Consider the following 17166-nt stretch of genomic DNA (forward strand, 5'->3'; position numbering starts at 1 on the left):
GCCCTGAACATGGGACAATCCGCGCCTTTTCGACACGGAGAGTCCCCATGCTGCGCCCCGCCTTCTTGGCCTTGATGCTGACCGGCATCAGCGCCCAAGCCTTCGCTCAACCCCCCGCCGAAAGCGTGCCGCTGCTGCGGGAAATCAAGCAGTGGGTCATCGGCTGCGACAACCTGCGAAATTGCCACGCCCTCAGCGCGCCCAGTGGCGTCGATGAAGAAGACTACAGCTCGCTGACCCTGCATATCTGGCACCAGGCCGGGCCGCAAGGGTACCTGCGCTTGCGCTTTGATCATCGCGGTGAGGCGCTGGACCTTGCCACCTTGCAGTTGGATAGCCAGCCCCTGGGTCAAGCACTGACCCAGGACCTGCACGTCGAGTTGGACGACCAGGGCGGCGATCCCGAGGTGCAGTCCTTCGGTGTGATCGAAGACGCGGCGGCTCGGCGCTGGTTGCAGCGCCTGCGCAACGGCGAGCGCCTGCAACTGCCGGGCGACAAGGACGCGCATGTGTCGCTGAGCGGGCTGAGTGCCTCGCTGCTGTTGATGGATGCGGTGCAGGGGCGGGTGGATAACGTCACCGCACTGGCCCGGCCAGGTAAGGTCGCGGCCAGTGCCGTGCCTGCACGCTTGCCGGCACCGGTGTTGGGTAAGTTCCCGGGTGCGCCGGCATTGACGGCGCAAGAACAGGCGGGCCTGGTCGCGGCCGCCCTTGGCACCATCACTCAGGAGGATAACGGTACCGGCGCCGAGCCCGAAGCTGAAGCCGGCGCGCTGACCGCGCAGCAGGCCATGACCGTGGTGCGTTATGACTGCGCGGCCTACAACTGTGAGTACGACGTGGTCAGCCGTCAGCGCCAGGCGCCCTATGCCCAAACCCCGATCGACATTGAGCCGCTGCCGTTGGACGGCGCCGCGCTGCAAGGCTCGGTGGGCTACGACGCCGCCACCGGCACCTTGAGTTATTTCTACAAGCAGCGCGGGATCGGTGATTGCGGTGGCGGTGGCGTCTGGGTGTTCGACGGCAAAGGTTTCCAGCTCAGCGAATTTCACATGATGCCGCGCTGCACCGGCGTCGCTTACGGCGACTGGCCGGCGTTGTGGGCCAGCGTGCCTGCACCCTAGCCAGCGTGCAGGCACGGCCCCTACACTGGGCGGCCACGTGTCTTTCAAAGGATGAAGCACAATGCACACACCTGAACCGCATATCGTGATCCAGCGCTTTACCGAGGCCCACCTTGAAGGCGTCGCCGTGCTCTACAACGACCCGGCCGTGTGCCGTCAGGTGCTGCAAATGCCTTATCAGTCCGTGGAGGCGTGGCGCAACAAGTTGGTCACCGACAACGAGCGCCGGCTTCAACTGGTGGCCGTGCACGGCGGTGAGGTGATCGGCCAGCTCGGCCTGGAACAGTACCTGCGTGTGCGCCAGGCCCACGTCGGTTCGTTCGGCATGGGCGTGGCCACGGTGTGGCAGGGCAAGGGCATCGGTTCGAAGCTGCTGAAGGCCGCGCTGGACGTGGCCGACAACTGGATGAACCTGCACCGGGTGGAACTCACGGTGTACGCCGACAACGAAGCTGCGCACCACCTGTATCGCAAGTTCGGCTTCGAGGTCGAAGGCCGCTTGCGTGATTACGCCCTGCGTGACGGTGTGTTCGTCGACACCCTGAGCATGGCGCGCCTGCGCACATCGGCTTAATCCCCCAGCGCAAACGCCACCGCAGCCTGCGCATGCAGCTCGGTGGTGTCCAGCAGCGGCAGGTCGCTGTGCTCGGGTTTGACCAACAAGCTGATCTCCGTGCACCCGAGGATGATCGCCTGGGCGCCGCGTGCGGCCAGGGATTCGATGACCCGCTGGTAGACCTGGCGGGATTCGTCGCTGATCACGCCGACACACAACTCGTCATAGATGATCCGGTGCAAGGCCTGGCGTTCGTCTGCGTCCGGCACCAACACGGTCAGGCCCTGGGCGGTCAGGCGCGACTTGAGAAAGTCCTGCTCCATGGTGAACGCCGTGCCGAGCAAACCGACGGTCAGGGTGCCGGCTGCCACGGCTGCGGCACCGGCGGCATCGGCAATATGCAGAAACGGAATCGACACCGCCGCCTCGATACGCGGTGCTACCAGGTGCATGGTGTTGGTACACAGCACAACACACTCGGCGCCGCCAGCCTCCAGACGCCTGGCGGCATCTTCGAGGATCAGCGCGGTGTCATCCCAGCGCCCGGCGTGCTGGGCCTGTTCCACCGGGCCGAAGTCGACGCTGTACATCAACAGTTGCGCCGAGCGCAGCGGCCCGAGTTGGTCGCGCACGCGCTGGTTGATGATGCGGTAATACTCGGCGCTGGACTCCCAGCTCATGCCGCCGATAAGGCCGATGGTACGCATGTGGTGCTCCCGAACAGGACTGTGGCCTCACCTTACCCATCGGCCGTGGATTAGTCATACGCAGTTGCCCGCGAATTCACCGGTGCAGTTTTAAGCCATACGCCGAACGGCCGCATCTGCCATGATCAGGCTTCGTTACCTGGTTCACCCAAGGAACTCCGCAATGGACGATGTACAGCAACTGGGCGAGATGCTTCGTCATTACGCCGACAGCGAAGCGCACAAAAAACAGCAATTTGACCTGCAGTCGGCCCGTTGGGCGCAAAAGCTTGGCGAGTTGTTCGGGCAGATCGAGCTGTGGCTGGAGCCGGTCAAGAGCGTGGGCTTGCTGGAGGTCCACCGCGAGGCCTACGTGGCCAGCGGCCCCGGCGTGCCGGTGGAGACGTCGACGTTCAACACCGAGAAACTCAATGTGCAGATCACCGGTAAAACCGTCGAATTCGTCCCCGAGGTGATGGGTGTTGGCGGTTCGATTGCGGTGTCGGTCATCGGCCTGACCGCCGCGCGCCATGGCAGCGTCTCGCTGGTGCTGCCGGCGGACAAGAATGACTGGCTGTGGAAGAAAACCAATGGCCTCAAAGACCCGGACACCTTTGCCTTCGACGCCAATTTCCTCGCCTCGCAGTTACAGAGCCTGATCCCGCGCGAACGCGGCTAGGCGTTTTACTTCAACGCCGGGTCTCCGGGGTTGAGGGCCTTCCAACGCTGCAACACCGCCTGGGCCTTGGGCTCCTGGCCATTTTCCAGGTAGTACTGGATCAGCGACAGCCGCGCATTGCGGTTGTACGGCTGGCGCTTGAGCAGGTCTTCCAGTTGTTGGCAGGCTTGCTCGACCTTGCCGCTGTCGTGCAACGCCACCGCCAGCACAAACGCGTACTGGGCGTTGGCCGGGTCCAGGCGCACGGCGTTGCGCAGGTGTGGCATGGCGTTGGCGATATCGCCCGCACGAATCAGCATCAACCCTTGAGTGTGTTGCAGCAATGCGGCGTCTGGATGCTGCGCCAGTTGCTCGGCAATCAGGCGGCGGGCTTCCTCGCCGCGGCCATTGGCTTCCAGCCACTGGGCGAGGGTCACCAGCGCCGGGAAAAAGTCCGGATCGCGCACCAGCGCCGTGCGCAGTTGGGCTTCGACTTTGTCGCCACGCCCGCTGGCCTGGTAGAGCATCGCCAGGTTGAGGTTGGCTTCGGCACGCTCCAGCAGGCTCGATTGCACCTGTTCATATTCGGCGATGGCGCTGTTCCAGGCCGGGCCCTCGCCGGGCACGCTGAGCAGGTCCCGCGCGGCCAGGATGCGCACGGCGCGCACCGGGTCCTTGAGCAAAGGGCCGTAGAGCGCGACGCGTTCCGGCGGTGGCAGCAATGCACTCACCGCGCGGATCGCGCTTTCGCGCACTTGCGGAGCGGGGCTGGACAGGTCCTTGGTCGCCAGTTTCAGCGCCTGCTCGCTGGGGAAGTTGGGCAGTTCAACCAGTAGGGTGGCGCGCTGGATCGCCGGCAGGTTGCTGCGCGCCAACTGCTCATACAGCGCCTGGGCCGCACCCGGCTGGCCGCCGCGGATCACCGCCATGCTTTCAGCGTAATTCGGCGCGCGCAGCACATCGCGGGCACCGGCCGGGATGCTGAAACTGTGGTCATGTCGCAAATCGTTGCCCATGTAGACCTTGCCGGGCATATGGCAATCGACGCAGAACGAGCCCGGCTGGCCGGGTGGCAGCCGAGTGTGGTCGATGGAATCGTAGTTTTTCGCTTGCAAGCCGCGCCCATCCACCGTGGTGTATGGGGTTTTGCCCGATGGGTTATGGCATTGCAGGCAGACCGCATTGCCCGGTGCCTTGAGTTCATTGCTGTGGGGGTTGTGGCAGTTGCTGCAGCGCACGCCTTTTGCGGCCATTTTGCTTTGGGCAAAAGAGCCGTGTTCAAACACTTCATCCTTGATCTTGCCGTCCAGCGCATACAGCTCGCGGGTCAATACGCTGGGCAGGTAATCGTCCATCAGTCGTTTGCCCACGGTAAAGCCATCGCCCAGCGGCGCGCGGCGGGCGTGGCAACGGGCGCAGGTTTCCAGTTCGACGGTGGCGTCCTTGTCTTTCAAGTCAACGGCAAAACCCGCGTGCAGCAGGTCGCCTTTTTTTGCCGCCCATTCCACATGGTTGGAGGCCGGGCCATGGCAGGCCTGGCAGCCGACGCCCAGGCTGTTCCACTGGCTGTCGAAGGTGTTTTTTGTCGCGTCGAAATTGCGCTTGTAGCCGGTGGTGTGGCACTCCACGCACATGAAGTTGGCGTTCTGGCTGGGCTTGCTCCAGTGCAGGGGGTTCTTGAAGTTCACGCCCTGGCCGGGGTAGAGGTGAAACCAGCGGTTTTTCTGGGTATCCCAGGCCACACCGAGCGCTTGCAGGCGACCGCCGCCCACCTCGATCAGGTACTGCTGCAACGGCGCAATGCCAAAGGTGTAGGCGACCTTGAAGTCAGCCGCCTTGCCGTCGCTGCCCGGCGTGTTGACCCAGAACTCATCGCCGCGTTGATAGAACCGCGTGGTTTCGCCTTCGGCACTGAACGAGGCGTTGTTGAAATCGGCCGGCACCGTCTGCGGCGTGGCGGCCTGCATCGCCAACTGATGGTGGGAGCCTTGCCAGTCCTTGGCCTGGACCTGGTGGCAGCCCTGGCACTGCTGTTCATCGACCATGCGTGCCGGCGGCGGGTTCACCGCCGACTTGGCCACGACAACGGGCCCCGGCGCACGCAACTGAGGCGTACTGGCCTGGAGGAAAAACCAGATCCCGGCCATGGCCGCCAGCAGCAGCACGATCAACACGGGGTACAGGTAACGACGGGATGAATCACGGTGGGGCGTTGCAGGTGCTTTTTTGGGCTTGGGCATTCCGACTTCCGCTGTCTTGATGCATGGACGCTCTACGGCGTGCTTAAGCTTCGTGCAGCTTTGACGCTGGCCGCAGTCCTGTCAAACGGGCGGCGGAAAAAAGCGCGATTTCGTCAGGATTGGCTATACCTACAGCTCAGAGTTTCGATGATGACCGCCAGGGAGTTCAATGATGAAACTAAGGCTAATGATCAGCGCATTGTGCATCGCTTCAATCGGAATGACAGGCTGTGCCAGCAAGGTGACCCAACCCGACGAGTACTCGGGCTTTCTCTCCGACTACAGCCAGCTCAAGGAAGCCAAGTCGCCGTCGGGCGCTGAAGTGATGCGCTGGGTCGACCCCAAGCTCGACCTGAGCCGCTACCACGCGGCGTACATCGAACCGACCCAGTTCTACCCCAAGCCACAGGCTACCGCGAAAATCCCCGACAGCACCCTCAACGGCATCAACACCTACTACAACCAGGCGCTCAAGCGTGAGCTGGCCAAGTCATTGCCGCTGGCCAACGGCCCCGGCCCTGGCGTGATTGTGGTGCGCGCAGCGATCACGGCGGTCAGCAGCAAGACCGAAAGCCTCAAGCCCTACGAATTTATTCCCGTTGCGCTGGTGGCGGCGGCAGTCAGTACCGGCACCGGCATCCGTGATCAGGAAACCACCCTCGGCACCGAGGCGCAGTTCCTTGACGGCGCCAGCGGCAAGGTCCTCGCCCAGGTGGTGCGCAAAGGCACCGGCAAGCCGCTGGACAACGACTCCCAGGTGATGAAGGCCGATGACGTGAAAAGCGTGATCGACGGCTGGGCGTCGGACCTGCACCAGTCCTACCTCAAGCTGCACAAAGGCAAGTAAGCCCGCTCAATTGCCGCCAAACCACCGGTAGTACGGGTTGGCGGCATCTTCACGCAGTACCTCGCGAATATCCCGCCCCCATGCGTCCCGGTCGCCATCGTAGGCGTGCAGGCTGGCGCGGTAGAACTGCATCAGGCGCTGTTGCTCGGCGGCGAGGGTGCGGCTGAAAGTTGCGTCGGCGTTGAGTAGCGGAGCGGGCACGCGCAGGTCGAGGAGTGCCGGCAGCACGCGGGTGATTTCCTTGCTGCGCACCCAGGGCGCGTATTCGATGCGCGGTTGGTCGTCGGTGACGGGCAGCGCGTTAGCGGCAAAACGCTCCAGGCCGTGGCGGTCGGTAACCCAGGTGGCGAGCAGGGTGGCGGCCGAGTCGATGCCCACCTCGGCGAGGGCGCTGCGCACGCCGGGCTGTTCGAAGCGCTGGCGGATGCGTTCGGCGTCCAGCTCAATCGGTTCGAGGGAGCCGACCAGCAGCATCTCGTGGAACTCACTGGTCCACAGCGACGCATACGGGAACACATTGAGGAAACTGCGCACCAGCGCGCGTGAATCCTCGATGTTTTGCGTCGGCAGCGGCAGCCACTGCGCCAGCAGGCCCTTGGGGGCCAGACGCTGGGCTGCCAACTGGTAGAAATCCTGGGAATACAGGTTGACCACACCGGCGGCGGAGGGCGGTGGCGGCTCCAGGGTGATCAGGTCATAGGCTTGCGGGTTGCGCAGCAGTTCCTGGCGGCCGTCGCGCAGGCGCAGGTCAATGCCGGGGTCACTTGCCGCGTTGTAATTGCCCTTGAACAGCGGCGCGGCGTGCACCACCGCCGGCAGCAGTTCGGAGACCACGCGGTGCTCCAGGCCGGGATAGCGCAGCAGCGCGCCCGCCGTAATGCCAGTGCCAAAACCGATTACCAGCGCCGATTTGGGCTCGGCGTTATGGATCAACAGTGGCAGCAGCGCCTGGATGCGCATGTAGCGCAGCGACGGCATGGCGTCGCCCGTGTTGGACACACCCTGGATATACAAACGCTGAAACGCCCGCGCGCCCTGGCCTTGGGTGACCACCGCCACCGTTGCACCGCGACCCTCCTGGTAAAACGCCAGGCTCCCATTGCGCGCGCCGGGCAACAGGTTGGCGAGGCGGTCCACCGGCGTCAGCAGCGCCACCGCCAGCGACACCAGCCCCAACGCGACCACGGCCTGACGCCGGCCCTTTTTCACCCCATGGCCACGGCGCACGGCCAGATAGCCCACCGCGCCGGCAATTACCGCCAGCAGGCCCAGCGTGCGTACCAACCCCAACCAGGGAATCAGCACAAAGCCGCAAAGCATCACGCCGACAATCCCGCCCAGGGTATTGAACGCCACTACCGCGCCCACATCCCGGCCCACATGGCGGTCGCCGACACTCAAGCGCAGCGCCACCGGGAACGCAGCGCCCAACAGCAGCGTCGGCACAAACACAATGCACAACGCCGCCGTGGCGAAACGCGCACTCATCCCCGGCAACTCACTGCCGCCCAGGCTCAGCACCAGCGCCTCGGCCTGGGTTTGCAGCAGGATCAGCCAGCGGCCGAGCAGGGCGATTTCCATCAGCGCCACCAACCCCGCACCCGCGATCAACAGGCCGAACACCCCCCAGGGATCGCGCAGGCGTTCCACCCTGCGGGACATCAACTGACTGCCAATAAACAACCCGCTCAGGTAGGTGGCCAGTACCACGGCGAAGGCATAGGTGCGCGTGCTCATGAATTGCACGATGGATTGCGACCAGACCACCTCGTAACCCAGCGCGACGCCACCGGCGATGGCGTAGAGCACCAGGGCCAGGCGTGCTGGTTCAATCGGCCGCGCCGGTGCGATGGACACGGGCGCCTGATGACGCACAGACAACAACGCACCCAGCGCCGCTGTCAGGTTGAGCAGCGCCGCCACCAGCGCGCTGCCGCGCACGCCAAACTGCGCGATCAGCACAAACGCGGTAAGCAAGGTGCCGGCAATCGCCCCGGCGGTGTTGGCGGCGTACAAGCGCCCACCGGCCTGGCTCAAGCCCTTGGCGTCGATTGCCAGCGAACGCACCAGCACCGGCAACGTGCCACCCATCAACAGGGCGGGTAAGCCCACCAGCAGAAATGGCAACACCCAGGCCAAGAGCCCGATGCGTTGCTCCAGCCAGGCAAACGGTTCGGCCGCCGTGCCGAGAGCCAGCGTCGCGCCGACACCCAACACACCGACCAGTAATTCCAGACCTGCATACAACAACAGCGGCCGCGCAAAACGGTCCGCCAAACGCCCGAACAGCAAGCCACCCAAGGCCAACCCGGCAAAAAATGCGCTGATGCCGGCGGTGATCGCATACACCTCGACGCCGACCACCAGTGACAGCTGCTTGATCCACAACACCTGATACACCAGGGCCGCGCCGCCGGAGATAAACAGCAGCAGGGCTGGGATCACAGTCGAGGGAGTTGCAGTCACTTCAAGGGATTTGCTGGCGGTGCGTGAAGACATTGCAGATAGCCTTGTTCGAAAATACTCAATCAGTGTGGGAGGGGGCTTGCCCCCTCCCACTTTTTTCAACCCGCAGGTGCGGCTTTCATCTTCGCTTCGATTTTCTTGTCCACCGCTTCGCGGATCTGGTCGATGCTGAAGCTGGCCGGTTTCTGGCTCGGAGGGTACTCGACGAAGGTTTCCAGGAACTTCGCCGACTTGGTCACTGCCACCGCAACCAGGTAGACGTTCTTGGTGCCCCAGTCGTAATACTGGTCGGAAACCACATCGGCGCGTTCATACGGGTCCATCCTCAGGTTAAAGATCTTGGGTATCCGCAAACACACGAACGGCTCACTCCAGACCTTGAACCCACCGGGTGCGCGCTGCTCGCAGTACACCGCTTTCCAGTTGCCAAAGCGCGCCGACACCAGCACGCCGTCATCGTTGAAGTAGTAGAACTCGTCGCGCGCGCCCTTGGGTTGCTGCCCCGTCAGGTACGGCAGCTGATTGAAGCCGTCCAGGTGCACCTTGAAGTTGGTGCCGCCGGCCACCGGTGCCCAGCCTTTGAGCAACTTGTCCTTGACCTCTCCATCACCGGCGGCAGCCAGCAGCGTCGGGAACCAGTCCATGCCCGAGAACATCTCGTTGGAGACTTCCGCCGGCTTGATCTTGCCCGGCCAACGAATCATCGCCGGCACGCGATAAGCGCCTTCCCAGTTGGAGTTCTTCTCGTTGCGAAACGGCGTGGTCGCCGCGTCCGGCCAGGAGAACTGGTTGGGGCCGTTGTCGGTGGTGTAGACCACGATGGTGTTGTCGGCGATTTTCAGCTCGTCGAGGGTTTGCAGGAGTTTGCCGACGTCGGCGTCGTGCTCCAGCATGCCGTCGGCGTACTCGTTGCCGGGCATGCCGCTCTGGCCCTTCATTGACTCACGCACGTGGGTGAACAGGTGCATGCGCGTGGTGTTCATCCACACGAAAAACGGCTTGTTGGCTTCGGCTTGTTTCTTGATGAAAGCCTGGGCGGCGGCGGTGGTTTCGTCGTCGATGGTTTCCATGCGCTTGGTGGTCAAGGCGCCGGTGTCTTCGATCTTGCCGTCGGCAAAGCTGTGGATCACGCCGCGTGGCGAGTTGGCCTTGACGAACTCGGCGTCGTCCTTGGGCCAGTAGGGACGCTCCGGTTCTTCTTCGGCGTTGAGGTGGTAGAGGTTGCCGAAGAACTCGTCGAAACCATGGTTGGTCGGCAGGTATTCGTCCCGGTCGCCCAAGTGGTTCTTGCCGAATTGTCCGGTGCTGTAGCCCAGGGACTTCAAGGCCTGGGCAATGGTGATGTCACGTTTTTGCAAACCGACCGTAGCGCCGGGGGCTCCGACCTTGGACAGACCGGTGCGCAACGGCGTCTGGCCGGTGATAAAGGACGAGCGCCCGGCGGTGCAGCTGTTCTCCGCGTAGTAGTCGGTGAACATCATGCCTTCTTTGGCGATCCGGTCGATATTCGGGGTCTTGTAGCCAACCACGCCCATGGAATAGGCGCTGATATTGGTTTGCCCGATGTCATCGCCGAATATCACCAGGATATTCGGCTTGTCGGCGGCCCAGGCGGATGCCGAGGCCCCCAGCACCGAAGCCGCCACCAGGGCGAGTTTCGGCAGCCACTTACGTATGCGAGTCATAAGACTTGCTCCTTCTAGGGCTTGAGTCGCATTGCCTGCGACCAACGTTTATTACAGTCCATCGCGACGTCTGGTTTTATTGCACCTGCGGTTGCACAGCCGGCTCGAACGGGTAGATGCGGCGCCATTCGCTCGCCATGTCCACCACGGTCCAGTGCTGTGTTCGGGCCTGGTCGAGAGCCTTGTCCAGGCGCCCCACCTGAGAGTTGCGGTCATAGGCCCACTCTCGCTTGGCGTCGGTGTGGTGCACCAGGCCCATGAAACGTTTGCCTTTGCCGGCGGCGGTCCACTGCAGCATTTGCAGGTCGCCGTCGGAGTTGCCGAAGGCCAGGATCGGCCGGCGGCCAATGATCGCGTCGATGCTTTCCGGCTTGCCCGGGCCATCGTCGTTATGCGCCAGCTTGGCGGTGCGCAGCACTTGGGGCTGGCCGTTGTTGAGCTGGAACTGGGTGACGAAATTGCTGCCGATCACCTGTTCCGGCGGCACGCCGTAGACCTCTTCGGCGAAGGCGCGCATGAACGCAGTGTCACCGCCGGAGACGATGTAGGTCTTGAATTGCTGGCTGCGCAGGTAGTCGAGCATTTCCAGCATGGGCTGGTAGATCATCTGGTTGAAGGGCTTGCCGGTCTTCGGGTGGCGCGCCTGTTTCAGCCAGTTTTTCGCGTTGTCGATAAACGCCTCGGTGCTGACCCCGGTGTGGGTGGCGCCGATGATCCTCAACAGGCCGTCCATGCCCGTCGCGGCCAGCGCCTGGTGGTCGCCTTCGAGCACGGCCTTGAACGGTTGAGTGGTTTTCCAGTCCGGGTGCTGGGGCGCCAGGCGCTTGACCTCATCGAAGGCAAACAGCACTTCGAAATACGCCGGTTGCTCGGTCCACAGGGTGCCGTCGTTGTCGAACACGGCGATGCGCTCAGCCGGTTTTACGTAGTCCTTGGAGCCTTCGGCGGTCACGGCCTGGACGAATTCGATGATCTGCTTTTTGCTCGGGCCTTCGTTCCACGACGGCAACGGGTCGGCCGCCAGGGCGGGGAGGCTGAGCAACAACAGCAGGGGCAGGGCAGAACGCAATGACGTCATGGGAAATCCTTTTCGCGACGAGGGTTCAGTGGAACCAAGCGTAGTTGACGACACACCCAACGCAATGTCGTACACAGTTTTCGCCACAGCGGCGGCAGGCGCGGCCATAGCGTGTGGATCAGGTAACCGCCGAGCACTAGCAGCACCACGGCAGCGGCCCAAGCCATCAGGTGCCGCGACACTTGCCAGCGCGTGTGCTGGCCGAGGGCCTTGAGATCGTCGGTGATGGAGAAGGGCGGCGTGTAGGCGGCTGCCTTGGCGTCGAATGTCAGCGCCGGCACCTGCGCCACTTGCAGACGATGGTTGCGCGTGTCCCACCATTTCACGCTGATGGCCGGCAGGCGGTAATGCCCGCTTTGGGTCACGCGGTATACCAGTGGGTCAATGCGCTGGCCGCCGGTGATGCCGCCGCGCCCGTCGCCGAGGTTGCTGATGGTGGGCGCTTGCGGGTAGCGGCGCAGGCCGTCGATGTCCGCCGCCGGCGGCGGTGGAAGGGACAAGCCCGGGGTGTCGTCGGCTTGCAGGGTGAGGGTGCGGGTAATGCTGTCGCCGACTTTAAGGTCTCTGCCAGTCAGGGTTTGCTCCAGGCGCACGGCGCTGGCGACCAGCACCGGCTCGCTTGGGGCAAAGCCCGGTGGCTGGGTGGCCTCGAAGGTCAGCGGCGCACTCTGGGCGCTCAGGGTCGAAGTGGCCTGGCCCGGTTGGGCGCTGACGGTCAGCGCCGGCACCGTGAAGTGTTGCGCCACACTCGGGGTGATGCGATAGGCGTAGCGCATGCCGTAGAAGGTTTGCCCGCCAATCACTTGGGTGGTGTGTTCAGCCTCGCCACCGGGCGCCTGCACGCGTGCGCCATCGAGTTTCAACTCCGGCAGGGTCGCGCCCGAGGTGAACCAGGTGTTGGTCAGCACATCTACCTGCACTTGCACTTGTTCGCCCACCACCACCGCACTGCCCGGCAACAACTGCGCCTGCACACGCAGTTGCGGCTCGCCGGCCCACAATGGCCCAGCGAGCAACAGCAGCAGGCCGCAGTAACGGGTCATGGCCGTGGCTCCTGGTCTTGCAGGCTGAATTTGCGCCGCAGGAAATTCGCCGGCGAGGTGGTCAGGTTCTGTAGCCATAGCGCGTCGTTATTGGCTTGCTCGGTCTGGATCGCCTTGCTCTGGCCCTTGCCGGGGGCCTTGTCGAACTTGACCTCATCGGGCTTGACCTCGGGAGTGTTTTTCTCGGCGCTTTCAGTGTCTTTTTTCAAGGCAATCGCCAACGCCAGATTGGCACTGGCCTGGGGGAACACCGGTTGCAGCTGCAAGGCATGTTGATAGGCGGCGATGGCGTCATCGAACTTGAAGCGGCGCACGTGGATATTGCCCAGGTAGAACGCGGCTTGCGGCGTGTTCAGGGCGGCGAAGGTCGCTTGGGCCAGGTCGTAGTCGGCGGCGTTGTAGGCGGCGATGCCTTTCCAGTACGGGTCGACAAACCGCGCGGCGGCCTCGGGGTAGTGGTGGTGTTCAAAGGCCCAGCGGCCTTGTTGGTCGGGCGTGAGAAACGGGTTGGCATCGGCCTGGGTCGGCGCCAGTAGCACACCCAGCAGCACGATGGCCGTCCAGTTCAGGCTCCAGCCGCGTCGCACGCAAAGCAGCGCCAACAGCAGCAGCGGCCAGCACAGCCAGTAACCGGCGTCTTTCCACTGCAACAGGCGCTGTTGCTCGTCGGCATTCTGGAAGTGCGCCTGGGCGTGGAGTTCGATCCAGTCCAGGTCATCGTCATTCAGGGTCAGGCTGCCCAAAGGCGCGTCGGTCGTCGAGGCCAATGCCTTGAGCGTGGGGCTGCTGCCCAGCGCCAGCACCAGCACTTGCAGGGGGCTGTCGGCCAGGTGCTGCTTGAGCGTGGGCAATTGCGCAGTGTCGGCGCCGTCGGTGATCAACAGCAAGGTGCCGGGGGAGTGCTGGAGCAAGCGTTTGGCCTGGTCGATCACGCTGGCAACGTCCTTGCCGGGTCGGGTGATCAGGTCAGTACTCAGCGCCTGGATAAAGCTGTCGAGCAGCGCCGGGTCGTCGGTGGGCGGCAACACCAGGTGCGCACTGCCGGCATACACCAGCAGCGCGGTGCGTGCGCCTTTGCGGCGTTGGATCAGGTCGTGCAGCGTGTGCTTGGCGGCCGTCAGGCGCGTGGGCGGCACATCGGCGGTGTCCATCGACGGCGACAGGTCCAGGGCGATGATCAGCGGCGCGCGGTTTTCCAGAAAGTCCGGGCGATCCTGCTCCCAGGTCGGCCCCGCAGCGGCCACTGCGCCGAGCATCAACACGGCGCTGACCAGGTGCACCGGGCGCAGGCGATGGGCATCGGTGGGCGTGAGCAGCAGATGCGGCAACAAATGCGGCGCGATGTTGCCGCGCAGGCGCCGCTGCAAATCACGGCTGCGCCGCCAGATCAGCGGCAGCAATGCGCCGAACACCGCCAGCAACAGCCAGGCGGGGCGCAGGAAGTGGAAGTCAGTCAAGTCCATCGACGACCTCCCGCTTGAAGCGATGGGGCCAGCACGCGCCGATCAGGTGATACAGCGCCAACACCGCCAGCGCCGCCGCCAGCGGCCACCAGAACAGGTCGCGCTTGGGCTGATGGCTCAGGGTGTTGACTTGATGCGGGGTGATCTGGTCCAGGGTCGCGTAGACCTGGCTCAGGCTGTCGCGGTCCTCGGCGCGGAAATAACGGCCACCGGTGGCCGCGGCAATGCCCTGCAACGCGCTGAGGTTAACCTTGGCTTCGCCGCTGGCCTGCGGGTCGCCAATGGCGATGGTGTGGATGATTACGCCCTTGGCGGCGGCCATGTCGGCGGCGTGGTCCGGGGTGATTGCACTGCTGGTGTCATTGCCGTCGGTGAGCAGGATCAGCACTTTCTGCGGCTCGTGGGCCTGGTCCAACAGCTTGAGGCCCAGGCCGATCGCATCGCCGATGGCGGTATTCGGCCCGGCCATGCCGATGCCGCTGTCGTCCAGCAGCAGGGCCAGGCTGGCGTGGTCGAGGGTCAGCGGCGCCTGGGGATAGGCGCCGCTGCCGAACAGGATCAGGCCGATGCGGTCATCCTTGCGCTGCTGGATAAAGCCCTGCACCACCTGTTTGACGGCGGCCAGGCGGTCGATTTTCTGCCCGTTGGCGTCGGTAAAGTCCTGGGTCTGCATCGACTGGGAGATATCGATGGCAAGCATCAGGTCACGCACCGGCTGCTGGCGCTGGATGGGTTTTTCCACCCATACCGGGCGCGCGATGGCCAACACCAGCAAGGCCCACACCAGCAGGTTGAGCAGCAATTGGCTGCGATTATGCCGCGCGCCACCGGCAGACGGCGCCGCGCCCACCGCCTGGCTCATGCCAGCAAAAAACGGCACACGCACCGCGCTGCGTGCCTCGTTGTAGTCGGGCAGCCAGCGGTAGGCCAGCCATGGCAGCGGCAGCAACAGCAGCCAGGGGTAATCAAGCTGCCACATGGTGCTGCTCCACCCAGGCTTTGCACTGGGCCAGTAGTTGCGGATCTGGTGAAGGATTGCCGTAGGCCAGTTCGGCCAGCCGGCGGCTCAGGTCCTCGGGCAGCGGGCCACCGGCGTGGCGTTGCAGAAAGGCTTGCCAGTCGGCGCCGCTCAGGGTTGGGACGCGTTGGTGTTCCTCCGTCGTCAGTGGCATCGACAGCGCCACGCGCTTGAGCAGCTCGGGCAACTCACGCATATCCTGCAGGTTGTTCAAGCGCGCCAGGGCTTCACGCCGATAGGCATCGCGCCGCCAGCGCAGCCATTGACGGCCGCCCAGTATCAGCAAACTCACCACGACCAAGCCCAGCAGCACTCCCCAGCCCCAGGTTTGCGGCCAGTAGCTGACCGGCGCGGGCAAGTCCAATTCCTGGAGTTGTTCGATGCTGGGCACGGGGTTGGTCATCGGCGTTTCCCCAGTTCCGTGCGCAGCTGGTCGGCGGCGGGCAGGGCGGTGCTGATCATCAACAACGGCACCTGGCTGCGGCGCAGCAGGGTGGCCACGTCCTTCAAGCGCCCGCCGAGAAAATCCCCCAAGGGTTGACGCACCTGGCGCTTGCTCACCTCCAGCGTGACTTGCAGTTGGCCCTGCGTAATCAGCAACTGCCCGCGACTGGGCAGGTTCAGCGCCAGCGGGTCATACACCTGCAACGCCACCACGTCGTTATGCGCCGACAGCTGTTGCAGCAATTGCAGGGTGCGCGGGCCGGCGTCGGCGAAGTCACTGACCAGGCAAATCAAGTGGTCATGCCCGGCCACGGCCAGGCACTGCTGCAACACCTTGTCCAACTGGCTGGCGCCCTGGGCGTCGGCATTGCTAGCCTTGAGTTCGGCATTCTGCGCGGCGATGCGGCTGCACAGCGCCTCCACGCGCTTGCGGCTGCGTAACGGCGCCACACTGTCGATGCGCGTGTCGTTGAACACCAGGCCGCCGACCCGGTCGCCGGCGTTGAACACCATCCAGGCCGCCAGCGCACCGAGTTCGGCGGCCACGGCCGATTTGAAGCTGCGCACCGAGCCGAAAAACATCGACATGCGCTGGTCCACCACAATCAAAGCCGGGCGGTCGCGCTCTTCGGTAAAGGTGCGCACCACCGGTTTGCCGGTGCGCAGCGATGCGCGCCAATCCAGATGGCGCAGGTCGTCGCCCGGCTGGTAACGACGCAGCTCATCGAAATTCAAGCCGCGCCCACGCAGGCGTGACGCATGGTTGCCCGCCAGGATGCTGCCCTGGGGCTGACGCGCGACAAAGCTCAAGTCCCGCGTCTGGAACTGCAAGGCCATCAACTGCGCCAGGCTGACGTAGACCAGACCGTCGGCGTTCATGCCGGGATCGCCACTGTGCTCAGCAGGCGGTCGAGCACCTGGTCGGCGCTGACGCCATCGGCCACCGCGTCATAGCTCAGTTGCAGGCGGTGGCGCAGTACCGGGTGCGCCACCGCCTGTACATTGGCCGGGGTCACGAATGCCTGGCCCTGCAACCAGGCCTCGGCCCGTGCGCAACGGTCCAGGCCAATGCCGCCACGCGGGCTGGCGCCGAGGCTGATCCAGCGCGCAAGGTCGGGGTCGTAGTCGCCGGGATGGCGGGTGGCGTTGACCAGGTCGATCAGGTAGCGGTCGATGGCGGGCGAGACCTGGACCGCGCTGACTTCCTGGCGCGCGCTGAAGATCACCTCTTGCGCCAAGGTAAAGCCCTGCACGGCCTGGGTGGTCGCAGCCTGTTCTTCTTCGCGCAGCAGGCGCAGCACCTGGCCTTCATTCTCGGCGCTGGGGTAGTCGAGCAGCACCTTCATCACAAAACGGTCCATCTGCGCTTCGGGCAGCGGGTAGGTGCCTTCCTGCTCGATGGGGTTTTGCGTGGCCACCACGATAAACAGCGGCGGCAGTGGGTGGCTGGCACCGGCCACGGTGATCTGGCGTTCTTCCATGGCTTCGAGCAAGGCCGCCTGGACCTTGGCCGGCGCGCGGTTGATTTCATCGGCGAGGATCAGGTTGCCGAACAGCGGGCCGGGCTGGAAGCGGATCTGGTTCTGGCCGTCGACCTGGTGCAGCACCTCGGCGCCGGTGATGTCCGAGGGCAGCAGGTCGGGGGTGAACTGGATGCGACTCATCTTCGCCTCCAGGTGCCGGGCCAGGGCCTTGACCGTGCGGGTCTTGGCCAGGCCGGGCAGGCTTTCGAGCAACAGGTGTCCGTTGGCCAAGAGGCCGATGAGGATCTGGCGGATTACCTGGTCCTGGCCCAGAACACTTTCGGCCATGCTGGCTTGCAAGGCCTTCAAATCGTTGAGCGCTGTCATCTCAATCG

The 17166-nt window shown here is 64.3% G+C and carries 15 protein-coding genes; 4 read left to right on the forward strand and 11 right to left on the reverse strand.

Annotated features, from left to right (window positions below):
* Nucleotides 1-47 precede the first annotated feature (47 nt).
* Entirely contained in the window at nucleotides 48-1124 is a 1077-nt protein-coding gene (locus AC0IYH_RS00765) for a DUF1176 domain-containing protein (protein WP_471832690.1), read from the forward strand.
* A gap of 61 nt (nucleotides 1125-1185) precedes the next feature.
* Nucleotides 1186-1698, forward strand: a complete 513-nt coding sequence (locus tag AC0IYH_RS00770) for a GNAT family N-acetyltransferase (RefSeq protein ID WP_471832691.1) — start codon at nucleotides 1186-1188, stop codon at nucleotides 1696-1698.
* Here AC0IYH_RS00770 and AC0IYH_RS00775 read toward each other — a convergent pair.
* Nucleotides 1695-2387 carry an aspartate/glutamate racemase family protein gene (locus AC0IYH_RS00775; protein ID WP_471832692.1) on the reverse strand — a complete coding sequence of 231 codons (693 nt, stop codon included), beginning with the start codon at nucleotides 2385-2387 and terminating at the stop codon, nucleotides 1695-1697. The genes AC0IYH_RS00770 and AC0IYH_RS00775 overlap by 4 nt on opposite strands.
* A 163-nt stretch (nucleotides 2388-2550) precedes the next feature.
* On the opposite strand from AC0IYH_RS00775, the gene AC0IYH_RS00780 reads away from it, so the two are divergent.
* Nucleotides 2551-3045, forward strand: a complete 495-nt coding sequence (locus tag AC0IYH_RS00780) for a hypothetical protein (RefSeq protein ID WP_471832693.1) — start codon at nucleotides 2551-2553, stop codon at nucleotides 3043-3045.
* Nucleotides 3046-3050: 5 nt separating this feature from the next.
* Here AC0IYH_RS00780 and AC0IYH_RS00785 read toward each other — a convergent pair whose 3' ends face one another.
* Complete coding sequence (locus AC0IYH_RS00785) at nucleotides 3051-5264, reverse strand: tetratricopeptide repeat protein (protein WP_471832694.1); 2214 nt, start codon at nucleotides 5262-5264, stop codon at nucleotides 3051-3053.
* Between the two features lie 172 nt (nucleotides 5265-5436).
* Between AC0IYH_RS00785 and AC0IYH_RS00790 the strand changes: the two genes are divergently transcribed.
* Nucleotides 5437-6111: a DUF3313 domain-containing protein gene (locus AC0IYH_RS00790; RefSeq protein ID WP_116627923.1), complete on the forward strand. Its 675-nt coding sequence runs from the start codon at nucleotides 5437-5439 to the stop codon at nucleotides 6109-6111.
* A 6-nt stretch (nucleotides 6112-6117) separates the two neighbouring features.
* Here AC0IYH_RS00790 and AC0IYH_RS00795 read toward each other — a convergent pair whose 3' ends face one another.
* From AC0IYH_RS00795 to AC0IYH_RS00835, 9 genes are all read right to left on the reverse strand, one after another.
* Nucleotides 6118-8610 (reverse strand): spermidine synthase, encoded by a 2493-nt coding sequence (locus AC0IYH_RS00795; protein WP_471832695.1) that lies wholly within the window; start codon nucleotides 8608-8610, stop codon nucleotides 6118-6120.
* Between the two features lie 65 nt (nucleotides 8611-8675).
* Nucleotides 8676-10262, reverse strand: a complete 1587-nt coding sequence (locus AC0IYH_RS00800) for an arylsulfatase (RefSeq protein WP_116627925.1) — start codon at nucleotides 10260-10262, stop codon at nucleotides 8676-8678.
* A 76-nt stretch (nucleotides 10263-10338) separates the two neighbouring features.
* Nucleotides 10339-11340 carry an HAD family hydrolase gene (locus AC0IYH_RS00805; protein WP_471832696.1) on the reverse strand — a complete coding sequence of 334 codons (1002 nt, stop codon included), beginning with the start codon at nucleotides 11338-11340 and terminating at the stop codon, nucleotides 10339-10341.
* A complete protein-coding gene (locus AC0IYH_RS00810; RefSeq protein ID WP_471832697.1) occupies nucleotides 11337-12383 on the reverse strand; it encodes a hypothetical protein in 1047 nt (348 codons plus the stop codon). Before AC0IYH_RS00810 ends, AC0IYH_RS00805 begins: the two co-directional genes overlap by 4 nt.
* Nucleotides 12380-13846, reverse strand: coding sequence for a vWA domain-containing protein (locus AC0IYH_RS00815; RefSeq protein WP_471832698.1), 1467 nt, complete (start codon nucleotides 13844-13846; stop codon nucleotides 12380-12382). The genes AC0IYH_RS00810 and AC0IYH_RS00815 overlap by 4 nt, the downstream gene beginning before the upstream one ends.
* On the reverse strand, nucleotides 13833-14825 hold the full coding sequence (locus AC0IYH_RS00820; protein ID WP_471832699.1) for a vWA domain-containing protein: 993 nt from the start codon (nucleotides 14823-14825) through the stop codon (nucleotides 13833-13835). The genes AC0IYH_RS00815 and AC0IYH_RS00820 overlap by 14 nt, the downstream gene beginning before the upstream one ends.
* Nucleotides 14812-15267 (reverse strand): DUF4381 domain-containing protein, encoded by a 456-nt coding sequence (locus AC0IYH_RS00825; RefSeq protein WP_471832700.1) that lies wholly within the window; start codon nucleotides 15265-15267, stop codon nucleotides 14812-14814. The genes AC0IYH_RS00820 and AC0IYH_RS00825 overlap by 14 nt, the downstream gene beginning before the upstream one ends.
* Nucleotides 15264-16187 (reverse strand): DUF58 domain-containing protein, encoded by a 924-nt coding sequence (locus tag AC0IYH_RS00830; RefSeq protein ID WP_471832701.1) that lies wholly within the window; start codon nucleotides 16185-16187, stop codon nucleotides 15264-15266. Before AC0IYH_RS00830 ends, AC0IYH_RS00825 begins: the two co-directional genes overlap by 4 nt.
* Nucleotides 16184-17158 (reverse strand): AAA family ATPase, encoded by a 975-nt coding sequence (locus AC0IYH_RS00835; protein WP_122772131.1) that lies wholly within the window; start codon nucleotides 17156-17158, stop codon nucleotides 16184-16186. The genes AC0IYH_RS00830 and AC0IYH_RS00835 overlap by 4 nt, the downstream gene beginning before the upstream one ends.
* Between the last annotated feature and the right edge of the window lie 8 nt (nucleotides 17159-17166).

It is taken from the genome of Pseudomonas sp. AC463 (genome assembly GCF_979253585.1).

What these genes read in the sequence shown, in the direction of transcription:
- AC0IYH_RS00805 (WP_471832696.1), bottom strand. Translation starts at nt 11,340, where the DNA reads ATGACGTCATTGCGTTCTGCCCTGCCCCTGCTGTTGTTGCTCAGCCTC.
- AC0IYH_RS00795 (WP_471832695.1), bottom strand. Translation starts at nt 8,610, where the DNA reads ATGTCTTCACGCACCGCCAGCAAATCCCTTGAAGTGACTGCAACTCCC.
- AC0IYH_RS00800 (WP_116627925.1), bottom strand. Translation starts at nt 10,262, where the DNA reads ATGACTCGCATACGTAAGTGGCTGCCGAAACTCGCCCTGGTGGCGGCT.
- AC0IYH_RS00790 (WP_116627923.1), top strand. Translation starts at nt 5,437, where the DNA reads ATGAAACTAAGGCTAATGATCAGCGCATTGTGCATCGCTTCAATCGGA.
- AC0IYH_RS00815 (WP_471832698.1), bottom strand. Translation starts at nt 13,846, where the DNA reads ATGGACTTGACTGACTTCCACTTCCTGCGCCCCGCCTGGCTGTTGCTG.
- AC0IYH_RS00830 (WP_471832701.1), bottom strand. Translation starts at nt 16,187, where the DNA reads ATGAACGCCGACGGTCTGGTCTACGTCAGCCTGGCGCAGTTGATGGCC.
- AC0IYH_RS00775 (WP_471832692.1), bottom strand. Translation starts at nt 2,387, where the DNA reads ATGCGTACCATCGGCCTTATCGGCGGCATGAGCTGGGAGTCCAGCGCC.
- AC0IYH_RS00780 (WP_471832693.1), top strand. Translation starts at nt 2,551, where the DNA reads ATGGACGATGTACAGCAACTGGGCGAGATGCTTCGTCATTACGCCGAC.
- AC0IYH_RS00810 (WP_471832697.1), bottom strand. Translation starts at nt 12,383, where the DNA reads ATGACCCGTTACTGCGGCCTGCTGCTGTTGCTCGCTGGGCCATTGTGG.
- AC0IYH_RS00835 (WP_122772131.1), bottom strand. Translation starts at nt 17,158, where the DNA reads ATGACAGCGCTCAACGATTTGAAGGCCTTGCAAGCCAGCATGGCCGAA.
- AC0IYH_RS00770 (WP_471832691.1), top strand. Translation starts at nt 1,186, where the DNA reads ATGCACACACCTGAACCGCATATCGTGATCCAGCGCTTTACCGAGGCC.
- AC0IYH_RS00765 (WP_471832690.1), top strand. Translation starts at nt 48, where the DNA reads ATGCTGCGCCCCGCCTTCTTGGCCTTGATGCTGACCGGCATCAGCGCC.
- AC0IYH_RS00825 (WP_471832700.1), bottom strand. Translation starts at nt 15,267, where the DNA reads ATGACCAACCCCGTGCCCAGCATCGAACAACTCCAGGAATTGGACTTG.
- AC0IYH_RS00785 (WP_471832694.1), bottom strand. Translation starts at nt 5,264, where the DNA reads ATGCCCAAGCCCAAAAAAGCACCTGCAACGCCCCACCGTGATTCATCC.
- AC0IYH_RS00820 (WP_471832699.1), bottom strand. Translation starts at nt 14,825, where the DNA reads ATGTGGCAGCTTGATTACCCCTGGCTGCTGTTGCTGCCGCTGCCATGG.